The organism is Amycolatopsis sp. CA-128772 (assembly GCF_002904295.1).
In the GTDB taxonomy this organism is placed as follows: Bacteria; Actinomycetota; Actinomycetes; order Mycobacteriales; family Pseudonocardiaceae; genus Amycolatopsis.
Genome location: NZ_PPHG01000073.1, coordinates 53629 through 67986, shown reverse-complemented (window position 1 = coordinate 67986; position 14358 = coordinate 53629). Strand labels below are relative to the sequence as shown.

Annotated in this window: 11 protein-coding genes and 1 riboswitch; of the genes, 10 read left to right on the top strand and 1 reads right to left on the bottom strand. The window is 72.6% G+C overall.

Going from position 1 to position 14358, the window contains the following annotated elements; all coding sequences use genetic code 11:
* Positions 1–43: 43 nt before the first annotated feature.
* The 10 genes from C2L59_RS27610 to C2L59_RS27560 all read left to right on the top strand — a co-directional run bounded on the left by C2L59_RS27610 (position 44) and on the right by C2L59_RS27560 (position 13232).
* Positions 44–898: a DivIVA domain-containing protein gene (locus C2L59_RS27610; protein ID WP_103352439.1), complete on the top strand. Its 855-nt coding sequence runs from the start codon at positions 44–46 to the stop codon at positions 896–898.
* A 115-nt stretch (positions 899–1013) separates the two neighbouring features.
* Positions 1014–1586 (top strand): hypothetical protein, encoded by a 573-nt coding sequence (locus C2L59_RS27605; protein ID WP_103352438.1) that lies wholly within the window; start codon positions 1014–1016, stop codon positions 1584–1586.
* 609 nt (positions 1587–2195) lie between these two features.
* Positions 2196–5363, top strand: coding sequence for an isoleucine--tRNA ligase (gene ileS, locus C2L59_RS27595; protein WP_103352437.1), 3168 nt, complete (start codon positions 2196–2198; stop codon positions 5361–5363).
* Positions 5364–5437: 74 nt separating this feature from the next.
* A complete protein-coding gene (locus C2L59_RS27590) occupies positions 5438–7063 on the top strand; it encodes a penicillin-binding transpeptidase domain-containing protein (RefSeq protein WP_103352436.1) in 1626 nt (541 codons plus the stop codon).
* 121 nt (positions 7064–7184) lie between these two features.
* Positions 7185–7868, top strand: coding sequence for a helix-turn-helix transcriptional regulator (locus C2L59_RS27585; protein WP_103352435.1), 684 nt, complete (start codon positions 7185–7187; stop codon positions 7866–7868).
* 96 nt (positions 7869–7964) lie between these two features.
* Positions 7965–9443: a potassium/proton antiporter gene (locus C2L59_RS27580; RefSeq protein WP_103352434.1), complete on the top strand. Its 1479-nt coding sequence runs from the start codon at positions 7965–7967 to the stop codon at positions 9441–9443.
* A gap of 78 nt (positions 9444–9521) precedes the next feature.
* A riboswitch (SAM riboswitch) is annotated at positions 9522–9636 on the top strand.
* A 39-nt stretch (positions 9637–9675) separates the two neighbouring features.
* Entirely contained in the window at positions 9676–11010 is a 1335-nt protein-coding gene (locus tag C2L59_RS27575) for an aminotransferase class V-fold PLP-dependent enzyme (protein ID WP_103352433.1), read from the top strand.
* A gap of 16 nt (positions 11011–11026) precedes the next feature.
* Positions 11027–11632 (top strand): hypothetical protein, encoded by a 606-nt coding sequence (locus C2L59_RS48225; protein ID WP_199199276.1) that lies wholly within the window; start codon positions 11027–11029, stop codon positions 11630–11632.
* A gap of 131 nt (positions 11633–11763) precedes the next feature.
* Positions 11764–12306 carry a signal peptidase II gene (lspA, locus tag C2L59_RS27565; protein WP_233223731.1) on the top strand — a complete coding sequence of 181 codons (543 nt, stop codon included), beginning with the start codon at positions 11764–11766 and terminating at the stop codon, positions 12304–12306.
* Entirely contained in the window at positions 12303–13232 is a 930-nt protein-coding gene (locus C2L59_RS27560) for an RluA family pseudouridine synthase (RefSeq protein ID WP_103352431.1), read from the top strand. Before lspA ends, C2L59_RS27560 begins: the two co-directional genes overlap by 4 nt.
* On the opposite strand, the gene C2L59_RS27555 is transcribed toward C2L59_RS27560, so the two are convergent.
* On the bottom strand, positions 13229–14290 hold the full coding sequence (locus tag C2L59_RS27555) for an AsnC family protein (RefSeq protein WP_103352430.1): 1062 nt from the start codon (positions 14288–14290) through the stop codon (positions 13229–13231). The genes C2L59_RS27560 and C2L59_RS27555 overlap by 4 nt on opposite strands.
* Positions 14291–14358 lie beyond the last annotated feature (68 nt).

Sequence of the window (14358 nt, the reverse complement as noted above, 5' to 3'; positions counted from 1 at the left end):
CTTGGGTGGACCCTGCAGGCCATGGAGTGCGTGAGGTGATCTGATGTCGTTGACCCCCGCTGACGTGCATAACGTCGCGTTCAGCAAGCCGCCCATCGGCAAGAGGGGCTACAACGAGGACGAGGTGGACGCGTTCCTCGACCTGGTGGAGACCGAGCTGGCCCGGTTGATCGAGGACAACAACGAGCTGCGCCAGCAGATGGAACAGCTGGACGCGGAACTCGAGTCGACCCGCAGCGAGCTGGAAAGCGCCAAGGCGAACGTCGGGGCGCCCCCGATGCGGGAAGAGCCGTCGCGGCGGCTGGCCCCGGTGCCGCCGCCGCAGTCGGCCATGGAGCAGACGCAGGCCCACTCGATGGTCGCCGACAGCACCGAGCCGAACGTGCAGGCCGCCAAGGTCCTGGGCCTGGCCCAGGAGATGGCCGACCGGCTCACCGCCGAGGCGAAGACCGAGTCCGACGGGATGCTGGCCGAGGCCCGCACCAAGTCCGAGCAGCTGCTTTCGGACGCCCGGGCGAAGTCCGACTCGATGGTGAACGAGGCCCGCACCCGCGTCGACACGATGCTGAACGACGCGCGGACCCGGGCCGAAACCCTGGAGCGCCAGGCGCGCGACAAGGCGACCACGCTGGAGCGCGAGTCCCAGCGGAAGTACACCGAGACGATGAACAGCCTGAACTCCGAGAAGAGCGGGCTGGGCAAGAAGATCGAGGAGCTGCGCACGATCGAGCGGGAATACCGCACGCGGTTGCGCGGGTTCCTCGAGTCCCAGCTGCGTGAACTCGACGACCGCGGCTCCGCGGCCCCGGCGTCGGCGTCCTCGAACTCGGGGCAATCGTCCGGTTCGACGAGCGGCGGCCAGGGCTACTCGTTCGGCCCGCGGGCCGAAGCCGGCTGAGTTTGTCCTCCGGACCCACCCCGGTGGCGGGGTGGGTCCGGAGTGCGGAGCCGATCCGGGGTGACAGGTGGGCGGGTCGTGGACCGCGTCCGTCCGGTTCGTGTTGTAATGCAGCGTGCTGTACATCGTGCTGGTCCTCGTGCTGGCGGCTCTGGGGTTGCTCGTCACGGCGCTGATCACCGCTTCTTCGCTGTGGGCGTGGGTTTCCATCGGGCTTTCGGTGCTCGCCGGGCTGATCCTGGTCGCCGACTGGCTGCGCCGTCGCCGCCGTTCCGCGGCCCCCGTCGCCGCGGATCCTCCAGCAGCTTCTTCCCCTGCGGCTGAGCCCGCCGAGGAGGAACAGACCACCCTGATCCCGGCGGCCGGCGACCTGGGCGACCCGGCCGACACCCCCGAACCGGCCGAGGAACCCACCGAGGAACCCGCCGACGCTTCGGCCGAGACCGAAACAAAGGCCGATCCGGAGCCGGGCGTCGAAGAGACCCCGGAGTCCGACGTCGCCGTCCTGGCCGACCTCGAGGACGAAGTCGTGGTCATCGACGAGCACCCCCGCTACCACCTGCGCACCTGCGCCTGGCTCGGCACCCGCGACCTGATCCCGATCGGCGTGGGCGAGGCCCGCCAGCTCGGCTTCACCCCCTGCGCCACCTGCACCCCCGACGCAACCCTGGTCGCCACCCACCGCTGACCGTGATGCCTCGCCAATCACGCGTGATGCCCCGCGGGTCACGTGTGATTCCCGCCGGAACTCGCGTGATTCGGGCCGTGAATCGCGTGATTGGAGCCGGAACTCGCGAGTTACGGGCTCAATCACACGAATTACGGGCTCAATCACGTAGGTGACGAGTTCGTGCACCGGCCGGGCTGTCCGTCAGGCGGCAAGGTCACCCAGGCGGAGGTGGGTCTCCAGGGCCGCCGCGCCGTCCGAGGTGAGGGTGAGCGCGCGGTGGGCCTGCGCACGACGGCGCACTTAGCCCGCCTCCACGAGCCGGGTCGTGACGGCCGCGCCCTCGCCGGGGTACGTGCCCCTCGTGACAACCCGGTTGCGCGGGCCGGTTAACCTGGTAAGCAACAGGCGTCGATCCGGCCATCACCGGGGAGCCTCCGGAAGAACCGAGCTTCACGCTCTCAGTAGAACCGGACGGGTGCGGCCCGTGACAGCCGTCGAACGAGCGGCCCGGGAGCAGGTGCCGGGCAAGCGGGGTGGTACCGCGGAACGCCGCCAGGCGTCTCGTCCCCGTGTGGGTGACCGGGAGCCGGTCGTCCGTACGAGAGCGACGAACCGAGGAGCATCCGGATGTACCCCCAGGCCCAGCTCGACGACGGCGCAGGCGTTCCCTCGCAGCCGTCCTTCCCCGCGCTGGAGAAGCAGGTCCTCGCCTACTGGGAGACGGACCGGACGTTCCAGGCGACCATCGACGCGCGGCCCGCGGGCGAGCACGGCGACAACGAGTACGTCTTCTACGACGGCCCGCCCTTCGCCAACGGCCTGCCGCACTACGGCCACCTGCTCACCGGGTACGTCAAGGACCTGGTGCCGCGCTACCAGACGATGAAGGGCCGCAAGGTCGAGCGCCGCTTCGGCTGGGACACCCACGGCCTGCCCGCCGAGCTCGAAGCCATGCGCCAGCTCGGGATCACGGAGAAGTCCGAGATCGAAGAGATGGGCATCGCGAAGTTCAACGAGGCTTCGCGCGAGTCCGTGCTGCGCTACACGAACGAGTGGCGCGAGTACGTCACCCGCCAGGCCCGCTGGGTCGACTTCGACAACGACTACAAGACGCTCGACGTCACCTACATGGAGTCGGTGCTCTGGGCGTTCAAACGCCTGTGGGACAAGGGACTCGTCTACGAGGGCTACCGCGTCCTGCCGTACTGCTGGCGCGACGAGACGCCGCTGTCCAACCACGAGCTGCGGATGGACGACGACGTCTACCAGACCCGGCAGGACCCGGCCGTCACGGTCGGGTTCCGCCTGGAGGGCAACGAGACCGACCTCGACGGCACCTACCTGCTGATCTGGACGACGACGCCGTGGACGCTGCCGTCCAACATGGCCACCGCGGTGCACCCCGAGGTGCCCTACGTCGTCGTGGAAAGCGAGAACTTCCCCGGCAAGCGGTTCCTGCTCGCAGAAGCGCGCGTCGCCGCGTACGCGCGTGAACTCGGCGAAGAGCCGGCGGTCGTCTCGCGCCACACGGGCGCCGAGCTGCTCGGAACCCGTTACGCCCCACCGTTCCCGTACTTCCTCGGCGCCGACCACGCGCACCAGGTGCTGGCCGCCGACTACGTCACCACCGAAGACGGCACCGGCGTCGTGCACATCGCGCCCGCCTACGGTGAAGAGGACAAGGTCGTCACCGACGCCGCCGGGATCGCCCCGGTGACGCCGGTCGACGCGCAGGGCAGGTTCGACGCGACCGTGCCGGACTACGCCGGCCAGCAGGTGTTCGACGCCAACCCGAACATCATCCGCGACCTGAAGAACGGCACCGGATCCGCGGAACAGCAGGGTGCGCTGCTGCTGCGGCACGAGACCTACGACCACCCGTACCCGCACTGCTGGCGCTGCCGCAACCCGCTGATCTACCGCGCGGTGTCGTCGTGGTTCGTCGCCGTGACGCAGTTCAAGGACCGGATGGTCGAGCTCAACCAGCAGATCACCTGGTACCCGGAGAACGTCAAGGACGGCCAGTTCGGCAAGTGGCTGGAGAACGCGCGCGACTGGTCGGTCTCGCGCAACCGCTACTGGGGCACGCCGATCCCGGTGTGGCAGTCCGACAACCCCGAGTACCCGCGCACCGACGTCTACGGCTCGCTCGACGAGCTGGAAGCGGACTTCGGCGTGCGGCTGGACAACCTGCACCGGCCCTACATCGACGAGCTGACCCGGCCGAACCCGGACGACCCGACCGGGCGGTCGACCATGCGCCGCGTCGAGGACGTCCTGGACGTCTGGTTCGACTCCGGGTCGATGCCGTACGCCCAGGTGCACTACCCGTTCGAGAACGCCGACTGGTTCGAGCACCACTACCCGAGCGACTTCATAGTGGAGTACATCGGGCAGACGCGCGGCTGGTTCTACCTGCTGCACGTGCTCGCGACGGCGCTGTTCGACCGGCCGGCGTTCCGCGCCTGCGTGTCGCACGGGATCGTGCTCGGCTCGGACGGCGCGAAGATGTCCAAGTCGCTGCGCAACTACCCGGACGTCAACGAGGTGTTCGAGCGCGACGGCTCGGACGCCATGCGCTGGTACCTGATGGCGAGCCCGATCCTGCGCGGCGGCAACCTCGTCGTCACCGACAAGGGCATCCGCGACGCCGTCCGCCAGGCCGTGCTGCCGCTGTGGAACTCGTACTACTTCCTCGCGCTGTACGCGAACGCCGAAGGCGTCGAGGGCAAGTGGCGCACGGATTCGCCGAACGTGCTCGACCGGTACGTCCTGGCGAAGACGCACGAGCTGGTCACCGACGTCGAGTACGCGATGGACAGCTACGACGTCGCGGGCGCCTGCCAGACCGTGCGGGACTTCCTCGAGGTGCTGACGAACTGGTACGTCCGCCGCTCGCGGGACCGCTTCTGGGCCGGTGACCAGGACGCCATCGACACGCTGCACACCGTGCTGGAGGTGACGTCGCGGGTGGCGGCGCCGCTGCTGCCACTGACCACCGAGGTCGTCTGGCGCGGCCTCACCGGCGGCCGTTCGGTGCACCTGACCGACTGGCCGAACGCGAACGACCTGCCCGCCGACGCGGCGCTGGTCACCGCGATGGACCGGGTGCGGCAGGTGGCGTCGTCGGCGCTGTCGCTGCGGAAGGCGAACAAGCTGCGGGTGCGGCTGCCGCTGTCGTCGCTGGTCGTAGCGGCCGAGGACGCCGGACCCCTCTCCGCGTTCGCCGACATCCTGCGGGACGAGGTGAACGTCAAGGCGGTCGAGCTGACCACCGACGTCGCCGCGCACGGCGGGTTCGAGGTCGTGGTGAACGCCCGCGCCGCCGGGCCGCGGCTGGGCAAGGACGTGCAGACGGTGATCAAGGCGGTCAAGGCGGGCGACTGGTCGTTCCAGGGCGGCACCGTGGTCGCGGCGGGCGTCGCGCTGCGCGAAGGCGAGTTCGAACGGCGGCTGGTGGCCAAGGGCGGCGGCGCGGCGGCGGAGCTGCCCGGCGGGTCCGGGCTGGTGCTGATCGACACCGGGGTGACGCCGGAGCTGGCGGCCGAGGGCCTGGTCCGCGACCTGGTCCGGGTCGTGCAGCAGGCCCGCCGCGACGCCGGGCTCGACGTCGCCGACCGGATCGCGCTGACCATCGACGCGCCGGCCGAGGTCGTCGAGGCGGCGCAGGTGCACCAGGAGTTCCTGGCGTCGGAGACCCTCTCCACGTCGGTGACCTACGGCCCGGCCGGCGAGGGCTTCGCCGGCACGGTCGGCGACGGCACGAAGGTGACCGCGGCGGTCGTGAAGGCCTGATTGCCCGGGGTGGCCGGTAGGGTGCAGACTCGACCGGCCACCCGCGGGTGGCTCCTTGGGGGAGGGGAACCGGAATGAGTCCTGGCCGGAGACGCGGCATCCTGATCGGCGGCGCGCTGCTGGTCGTCGTGATCGTCGTGGCGGCGCTGTTCCTGCTCGACAGCGGGGGATCGACGCCGGAGGCGGCCGCCGGGGCGACGGCCGTGGCGAGCCCCGGCGCGCTCGACCCGAACTCGGCGATCACCGAGTACCTGCAGGACCTGTCCGAGAACAACTCCGACGCGGCCGCCCGGCTGACCGACGACAACGCGGCCGCGGCGGTGGCCCTGCGCAGCACGCGCAACACGCTGAACCCGGCGTCGGTGGCCGCCAAGCTGACCGTCCTGCAGCCGACGCCGGCCGGAGCGAAGAAGACGGGCGGCACGTTCAGCCTGTCGTGGACGCTGAAGCCGGGCCGGGTCTGGACCTACGACGTCCCGTTCGAGCTCGCGCAGGGCGGCGGGAAGTGGCTGGTCCACTGGGCCCCGTCGCTGCTGCACCCGAAGCTGGAAGCGGGCCAGCGGCTGGTGATCAGCACGGCTGCGGAGGACACCACCGCGGTCGCCGACCGCGACGGCAAGCCGCTGGTCATCAACGGGACCGGCGGCGTCCGGCCGGTGGACGGCAACCCGGCGCCGCTGCTGCGCACGGCGCTCACCGGGCAGGTCACCGCCCCGGCCGGCGCGGGTTTCGCCGTCGCCCGCGTCGACGCGGCCGGCAAGAACGTCGAGACGCTGTTCGGGCAGGCCTCCGCCGCCGGCGGAAAGCCGGTGGTGTCGAGCCTGAGCCTGGCGGCGCAGGACGCGGCCCAGGCCGCGGTGGACGGCTACCGGGGCTCGGCGATGCTCGTCGCCCTCGACACCGGGTCGGGCGGCATCCTCGCCGTCGCGCAGAACGCGGCCGCCGGGAACGCGCCGAAGGCCCTCAACGGCCTGTACGAGCCGGGGTCGTCGTTCAAGATCGCGACGTCGGTGGCGGCGATCCAGCAGAGCGGGCTCAACGCCGGTGCGCCGGTCGACTGCCCGGGAGTGGCGACGATCGGCACGCGGACGGTCAAGAACGAGGGCTTCGAGCTGGGCGCGACGAACCTGCAGACGGCGTTCGCGCGTTCCTGCAACACGACGTTCGGGCAGCTCGCGCTCGCCCTGCCGGCGGACGGCCTGCAGAAGGCCGCCGACGAGCTGGGCCTCAACGCCGACTTCGAGGTTCCCGGCATCGACACCGAGCTGGGGAAGGTCGAGCCGGCGGCGAGCAAGGACGAGCAGGTCGAGGACGGGTTCGGCCAGGGCCGCATCCAGGCCAGCGCCCTCGGCGGCGCGGTGATGGCGGCGACGGTGGCGGCCGGCACGGCGATCACGCCCAGGCTGTGGCGCGACCGGGAGACCACGGTGGTCAAGGGCTACTCGCCGCCCCCGGCGCCGGTGCTCGCCCAGGTCCGGAAGCTGATGCGCGCGGTGGTGACCAGCGGCACCGGGCACGCCGCCGCGGCCGCGGGCGAGGTCTACGGCAAGACGGGCACGGCCCAGTTCGGCGACGGCAAGCAAGCCACCGGCTGGTTCGTGGGCTACCGCGGCACGGTGGCGTTCGCGGTGGTCCTGGAGAACTCGAACGACTCGGGCCCGGCGGTCCAGGTGGCCACCAAGTTCCTCAAGGCCCTCTGACGTACCCAGCCGGTCGGCTCGCGTACCCAGGGGGTCGGCCGGTCGAGCCGACTGTCCGGGTGCGCGAGCCGACCTTGTCGGTTCGGGGGCGGGCGAAGTGTCGGGGTCGTAGCGTGGGGGCATGGAGACGATCGCGCTGGCCGAGGTGGCCGCGGTGCTCGCCGATCCGAGCCGGGCCACCATGTGCCTCGTGCTGCTCGACGGGCGGGCCTGGACCGTCGGTGAGCTCGCGAAGGCCGCCGGGATCGCGCTGTCGACGGCGAGCGAGCACGTCACGCGGCTGGCCGGCGCCGGGTTCGTCGTCCGGGTCAAGCAGGGGCGGGCCAGCTACGTCCGGATCGCCGACCCGCGCGTGGCCGAGCTGATCGAGCACCTGGCCCAGCACGCCGAGCACCGGCCGGTGACCGGCCTGAAGTCGTCGCTGCGGGCGCGGCGGCTCGGGTTCGCGCGGACCTGCTACGACCACCTCGCCGGTGAACTCGGCGTCGCGCTCCGCGACGGCATGCTGGCCACCGGCCTGGTCGCCACCGCCGACGGCCTGACGCTGACCCCGCGCGGGCGCGAAGTGCTCGGCGAGCTCGGCGTGCCGGTCGCCGCCGGGCGGCGGCCGCTGCTGCGTGACTGTCTGGATTGGACGGAGCGCCGCGACCACCTGGCCGGCGCGCTGCCCGCGGCCCTGCTCGAGCGGGCCGTCGAGGCCGGCTGGGTGAGCCGCGACGGCCACCGCGCGGTCAAGGTGCTGCCGACGGCGGGGGAGCCGTTCGCCGCCCTGGGCGTCGATCTTCCCGCGTTGGTCCGGCCTTAACACACCGGGTGTCCGTCGCGGGGCAGCGGTACACGAACGAGTTAACCCGGCCGCTTCACTATTCTGAGTGCCTCACGGCACCCGGGAGGAGGCGGCATGGACCAACTCCCCGTGCTGCTCGGCGTCGGCGGCATCGTGCTCCTCGCCTCCGTGCTGGCCGTGCGCGTGTCCATCCGGCTCGGCCTCCCCTCGCTGCTGCTCTACCTCGCGATCGGCGTGCTGCTCGGCGAAGCCGGCTTCGGCATCCGGTTCGACAACCCCGAGCTGACCCAGTCACTCGGGCTCGCCGCCCTCGTCATGATCCTCGCCGAAGGGGGGCTGACGACCCGGTGGTCGGCGGTGAAACCCGCGCTGGGCATCGGCATCGCACTGTCCACAGTGGCCGTCGTGGTGAGCGTCGCGGTCACCGGCGCGGCCCTGCACTGGCTGCTGGGCCTCGACTGGCGGCTCGCGCTGCTGTGGGGCGCCGTGCTCGCGTCCACCGACGCGGCCGCGGTGTTCTCCGTCCTGCGCACGGCCGGCATCGGCAAACGGCTCACCGGCGCGCTCGAACTCGAGTCGGGAATCAACGACGCGCCCGCCTACATCGCCGTCGTGGTGCTGGCCGAAGGCACCACTGTGGACTGGACGCTGCCGCTGCTGGTGGTCTACGAACTGGGGGCGGGCCTGGTCATCGGCCTCGCCTTCGGCTGGCTGGGCGGGCTCGCGCTGCGCCGGGCCGCGCTGCCGGCCACCGGCCTCTACCCGCTCGCCACGGTCGCGGTGTGCGTCGTCGCCTATTCGTCCGGGCAGCTGCTGCACGCGTCCGGGCTGCTCGCCACCTACGTCGCCGCGCTGGTGCTCGGCAATTCGCGGCTGCCGCACCGGTCGGACACGCTGTCGTTCGCCGAGGGGCTGGGCTGGCTGGCGCAGATCGGGCTGTTCGTGCTGCTCGGCCTGTTCGCCTCGCCGGGCCGGCTGCTCGACGCGATCGTGCCGGGTCTGGTCGCCGGGGCCGTCGTGCTGTTGCTGGCGCGGCCGATCTCCGTCGTGCTGTCCATGCTCCCGTTCCGGCTGCCGTGGCGGGACCAGGCGTTCCTGTCGTGGGCCGGGCTGCGCGGGGCCGTGCCGATCGTGCTCGCCATGATCCCGCTCTCGCAGGGCCTGCCGGGCGCGCAGCGGCTGGTCGACGCGGTGTTCGTGCTGGTCATCGTGCTGACGCTGGTGCAGGGGGCGACGCTCGGGCCGCTCGCGCGCAAGCTCGGGCTGGCCAAGAAGTCCGAGGCGCACGAGATCGAGGTCGACTCCGCGCCGCTGGACGAGCTGGGCGCCGAGCTGCTGCAGGTCCGGATCCAGCCGGGGTCGAAGCTGCACGGCGTGTACCTGTCCGAGCTGCGCCTGCCGGTCGGGGCGACGATCAGCCTGGTCGTGCGCGCCGGCGCCGGTTTCACGCCGCAGAAGACCAGCCGGCTGCAGGAGAACGACCAGTTGCTGGTCGTGACGACCAGCGCCGTCCGCGACGCCGTCGAACGCCGGCTACGCGCGGTCGACCGGGCCGGGCGCCTGGCCCGCTGGCGGGGCGAGTCCGGGCTCTGAGCACGCTCTGTGACCGGCGTCTCAGAATGTGCGACGGGGGTTGGCCGCCGGGCGCCCTTTCGGTTACCTTTCGAACCAGGTCATGAGTGCCAGCGCGAAGCCCCGGCTTGCTGGCCGGCAACCCTCCTACCGCGGTGGGGTGCCCCGGGTGAAGACCGGGCCGGTCGCGCCGTGCGACGGGCAAGCGCGGGCCCCTCGCCGGGGTCCCCCGGATCGCCGAGGAGGCACCCCGATGACTCTCGCCATCGACCGCACCCAGACCGAAACCGTTGCGCCGCAGGACATCCCGGCCGTCGCCGGGGCGGCGCTGCGCGTCCCGCTGGTGACCGGCGGGGACATCGGCTACGCCAACCTCGACCACGCCGCGAGCGCGCCCTGTCTCGACGCCGTCCGCGCGAAGGTCGACGAGTTCCTGCCCTGGTACGCCAGCGTCCACCGCGGCGCCGGCTTCGCGTCGCAGGTGTCCACCAAGCTCTACGAGCGCACCCGCGATGTTCTGCGCCGCTTCGTCGACGCGCGGCGCACCGACACCGTCGTGTTCACCCGCAACACGACCGACGCCTTCAACCTGCTCGCCCGCAGCCTGCCGCGGCACACCACGGTGATCGTGTTCGACACCGAGCACCACGCCGCGCTCCTGCCGTGGCCGGGGCCGAACGTCCGCCGGCTGCCGACCCCGCGCACCCGTCTCGCCGCGGTGGCCGCCGTCGACGAAGCGCTCGCGGCCGCCCCGCAGGGACCGCGGCTGGTCGTCGTCACCGGAGCGTCCAATGTGACCGGTGAGCTGCTCCCGGTGGCGGAAATCGCCGCGGTGGCGCGGAAGCACGGCGCCCGCGTCGCGCTCGACGCCGCCCAGCTGGCCCCACACCGCCGGATCTCGATCAGGGACCTGGACGTCGACTACGTCGCCCTGTCCGGTCACAAGCTGTACGCGCCCTTCGGTGCGGGCGCGCTGATCGGCCGCGCCGACTGGCTGCGCGCGGCCCGGCCCTACCTCGCCGGGGGCGGCGCCACCAAGCTCGTCACCGAGGACGCGGTCGTCTGGAACACCGGGCCCGAGCGCCACGAAGCCGGCTCGCCCAACACCGTCGGCGTGTACGCGCTCGGCGTCGCGTGCGAAACCCTGAGCGGCAACTGGGACGCGGTCGTGGCGCACGAGCAGGCGCTGCTCACCCGGCTGCGCAAGGGGCTCGCGGGCATCCCGGGCTGCGCCGAGCTGCGGCTGTTCGACGCCCCGGTCGACCGCGTCGGCACGGTCAGCTTCGTCGTCGACGGGTTCGACCCGGGCTGGCTCGCGGCGGTGCTGTCCGCCGAGTACGGCATCGGCGTCCGCGACGGCGCCTTCTGCGCCCACATCGCGGCCAAGCGCCTGATCGGCGTCACCGGCGGCGACGGGCAGCAGGCGGTCCGCGTCAGCCTGGGTCTCGGCAGCACGGAGGAACACGTCGACCGGGTGGTGCTGGCGCTGCGGCAGATCGTCGCGCGGGGGGCTCGCTGGAAGTACGCGAAGGTGGACGGCCGCTGGGCGCCGGTCGGCGACCCGCGGGAGCTGCCGCCCTTCTGCTGAGCGTTAGCCTGGGTCGATGGGGAGAGGGCCGCGTTTCTGGTTTCCGCTGGCACTGCTGAGCTTCGTGCAGATCGGCCTGGCCGCGGCGCAGCTGCTGGCGCGCCGCAGCCGGGCCGAGAGCGCGTCCGCGAACCTCCTCCTCGCACCGGCCGTTCCGCCCGGTGCGATCGAGTACGGCCGCGCGCTGCGGATGCCCCTGGATTTCCACACGGGCGGCAGCGGGCTGCCGGCCGGGCCCGCGTGGCTGGTCGCGCTCGGCGTGGCGGTCGCCGGCACGGCGGTCTGGTACGCGCTCGCCCGGCGGCCCGCCCGCCCCGGGTGGTTCGTCCTGGGCACGGCCGGTGCGCTGCTCGCCGTCCCCCTGCTCGACCTGGTCGGGTCGTGGCAGTTCCGGCTCGGCGACGGGCTGCGCGGCCCGCTGCTGGCCACGCTCGGCCTGCTGCTGCTCGCCGCCTTCGAACGCAGCCGGTTCCTGCTGCTCACCGCGGCCGCGTACGCCCTGGTGGCGGTGGTGCTCTCGGCGGACCTGGTGGGCGTGCTCGGCTCGGCCGTGATCCTGCTCGCCGCCGCCTTCGCCGCGTTGCTGCGCGGCCGTCACGACACCGCCGCCGACGCGGGCTGACCAGCGCCGTGGACAATGGACCGGTGAGCACCGAGCCCAGCCACTCCGAACCCGACACCGCCGCGGCCGCCGAGGCCGCCCCCGATCCCGCGGCCGACGCGCCCGAGAACCCGGAGGTCCCGGCGAAGCCGCTGCTGCCGAAGCGGCGGGTCGGCTGGGTGTTCGCGGTCGCCGTCGTGTTCTGGGCGATCGACCTGGTGACGAAGAACCTGGTCGTCGCCAACCTGGAGGGCAAGGAGCCGGTCCGGATCCTCGGCGGGCTGATCTACCTGCAGGTGTTCCGCAACCCGGGTGCCGCCTTCTCCATGGCCACCGGCATGACGTGGGTGCTCGCGCTCATCGCGCTGGCCGTCGTCATCGCGATCATCTGGCTGTCGCGGCGGCTGCGCTCGATCGGCTGGGCCATCGGCCTCGGCCTGGTGCTCGCCGGCGCGGCCGGGAACCTCACCGACCGCATTTTCCGCGCGCCCGGCGGGCTGCAGGGCCACGTCGTCGACTTCATCTCGGCGTTCGCGCCCAACGGCAAGGGCTTCGCGATCTTCAACATCGCCGACTCGGCGATCTGCGTCGGCGGCGCCCTGATCGTGCTGCTGTCCCTGCTCGGCAAGGACTACGACGGCACGTCGACGAAGGACAAGAAGCAGGCCGGGAAGACGCCGGAGGACCAGGCGTGAGCTCGCGGATGCTCCCGGTGCCCGACGGGCTCGACGGGATGCGGGTCGACGCCGGCCTCGCCAAGCTGCTCGGGCTGTCCCGCACGGTCGTCGCCGAGCTCGCCGAGGCCGGGGACGTGCTGCTCGACGGCCGTCCCGCGGGCAAGTCCGACCGGCTTTCCGGCGGTGGCCTGCTGGAGATCACCCTGCCGGAGCCGGCCAACCCGGTCGAGATCGTCGCGCAGCCGGTCGCAGGCATGCAGATCCTGCACGACGACGACGACATCGTCGTGATCTCGAAGCCGGTCGGTGTCGCCGTGCACCCGAGCCCGGGCTGGACCGGACCGACGGTCGTCGGCGGCCTTGCCGCGGCCGGCCTGCGCATCGCGACCTCGGGCGCGGCCGAGCGCCAGGGCGTCGTGCACCGGCTCGACGCGGGCACCACCGGCGTGATGGTGGTGGCCAAGAGCGAGCACGCGTACACCGTGCTGAAGCGCGCGTTCAAGGAGCGCACGGTCGACAAGGGCTACCACGCGATCGTCCAGGGCCACCCGGACCCGATGCGCGGCACGATCGACGCCCCGATCGACCGCCACCCGCGCCACGACTACAAGTTCGCGGTGGTCCAGGGCGGCCGCCCGAGCGTGACGCACTACGAGGTCGTCGAGGCGTTCCGGGCAGCGTCGCTCGCGCACATCAAGCTCGAAACCGGGCGGACGCACCAGATCCGCGTCCACTTCTCGGCGCTGCGGCACCCGTGCGTGGGCGACCTGACCTACGGCGCCGACCCGGTGCTGGCCCGCCACCTCGGGCTCAGCCGGCAGTGGCTGCACGCGAAGACGCTGGCCTTCGCGCACCCGGCGGACGGCCGGTGGGTGGAGTTCGAGTCGGAGTACCCGGACGACCTGGCGAAGGCGCTGGAAACCCTGCGCGGGGAAAGCTACTAGTCCTCGATCGACCAGGTCAGCGTGCGCTCGTCGGGCTCCGGCCGCGGGCTCCAGCGGACCGAGACCACGCGGGTGGCGTCGGGCAGCACGTACACCGTGTGGCCGCCCAGCGTTTCGCCCGGGTTGACGCCGATCTTGTGCGGCGGCCGGGACGTCAGCGACACCGGCGCCTTGCCGATCGCCTGGCCGTCCGCGGCGAGCAGTTCGAGGTAGTTGTCCGGCAGGGACGCGAACGGGATCGACCCGCGGTTGGTGATCTCGGTGTGCACGACGACCGCGCGTTCGCCGTCCTCCAGGCGGTAGCCGGCCGCGCTGAACAGGTAATCCGCCGGGTCCTGGACCTCCAGCAGCTGCACCGACAGCTGCTCGCCCTCCAGGCCCTGGGTCTCCATGACCTCGCCGAGCCTGCCCCGCCTGCCGCCGGCCACCGCGGCCGGCGGCTGGTCGCCGCGGGCCCAGGACGCCGTCTGGGGGATGCCCCACGTGCTCACGGCGGGGTCGAGCGGGACCGGCGGCGGCGTGAACGGCCGCGGCGGCCGCTGCTGCGGCGGCGGGCCCGGGTACCGCCCGGACGGCGTGCCCTGGACCTGGTGGGGCCCGGACGGGGTGCCCTGGACCTGGTGGGGCCCGGACGGGGTGCCCTGGACCTGGTGCGGCCCGGACGGCGTGCCCTGGACGTGGTACGGCCCCGAGGGCGCGCCCTGGACGGTGTAGGGGCCGGAAGGGGCGCCCTGGACGGTGTACGGACCCGACGGCGTGCCCTGGACCGGCGGCGCCATCGGCGGGGGAGGCTGCTGCGGCACCGGCTGTGAAGGCGGCGGGTACTGCGGCCGGTTCGCCCACGAGGGTGGGGCACCGGCGATGGCCGCGCGCAGGCCGTTCGGGTCGCTTTCCACGCCGACGAGCAGGGGCAGCCCGCTGCCGGAGAGTGCGACGAGCCGGTAGGCGACCTCGCGGGGATCCATGCCGACCTTCGCCGCGAGCTCGTGCACGGCCGCCTTGCCGAGGTCGGCGAGCGCGGCGAGCAGGCGGGTATCCACGGGATCGGTCACGGCCACCCCTCGAACGCTACCGCCTGCCCGATCCGCGCCGCCGCACGCCGTCCGCCCCCGGCGAACGGCGCGGA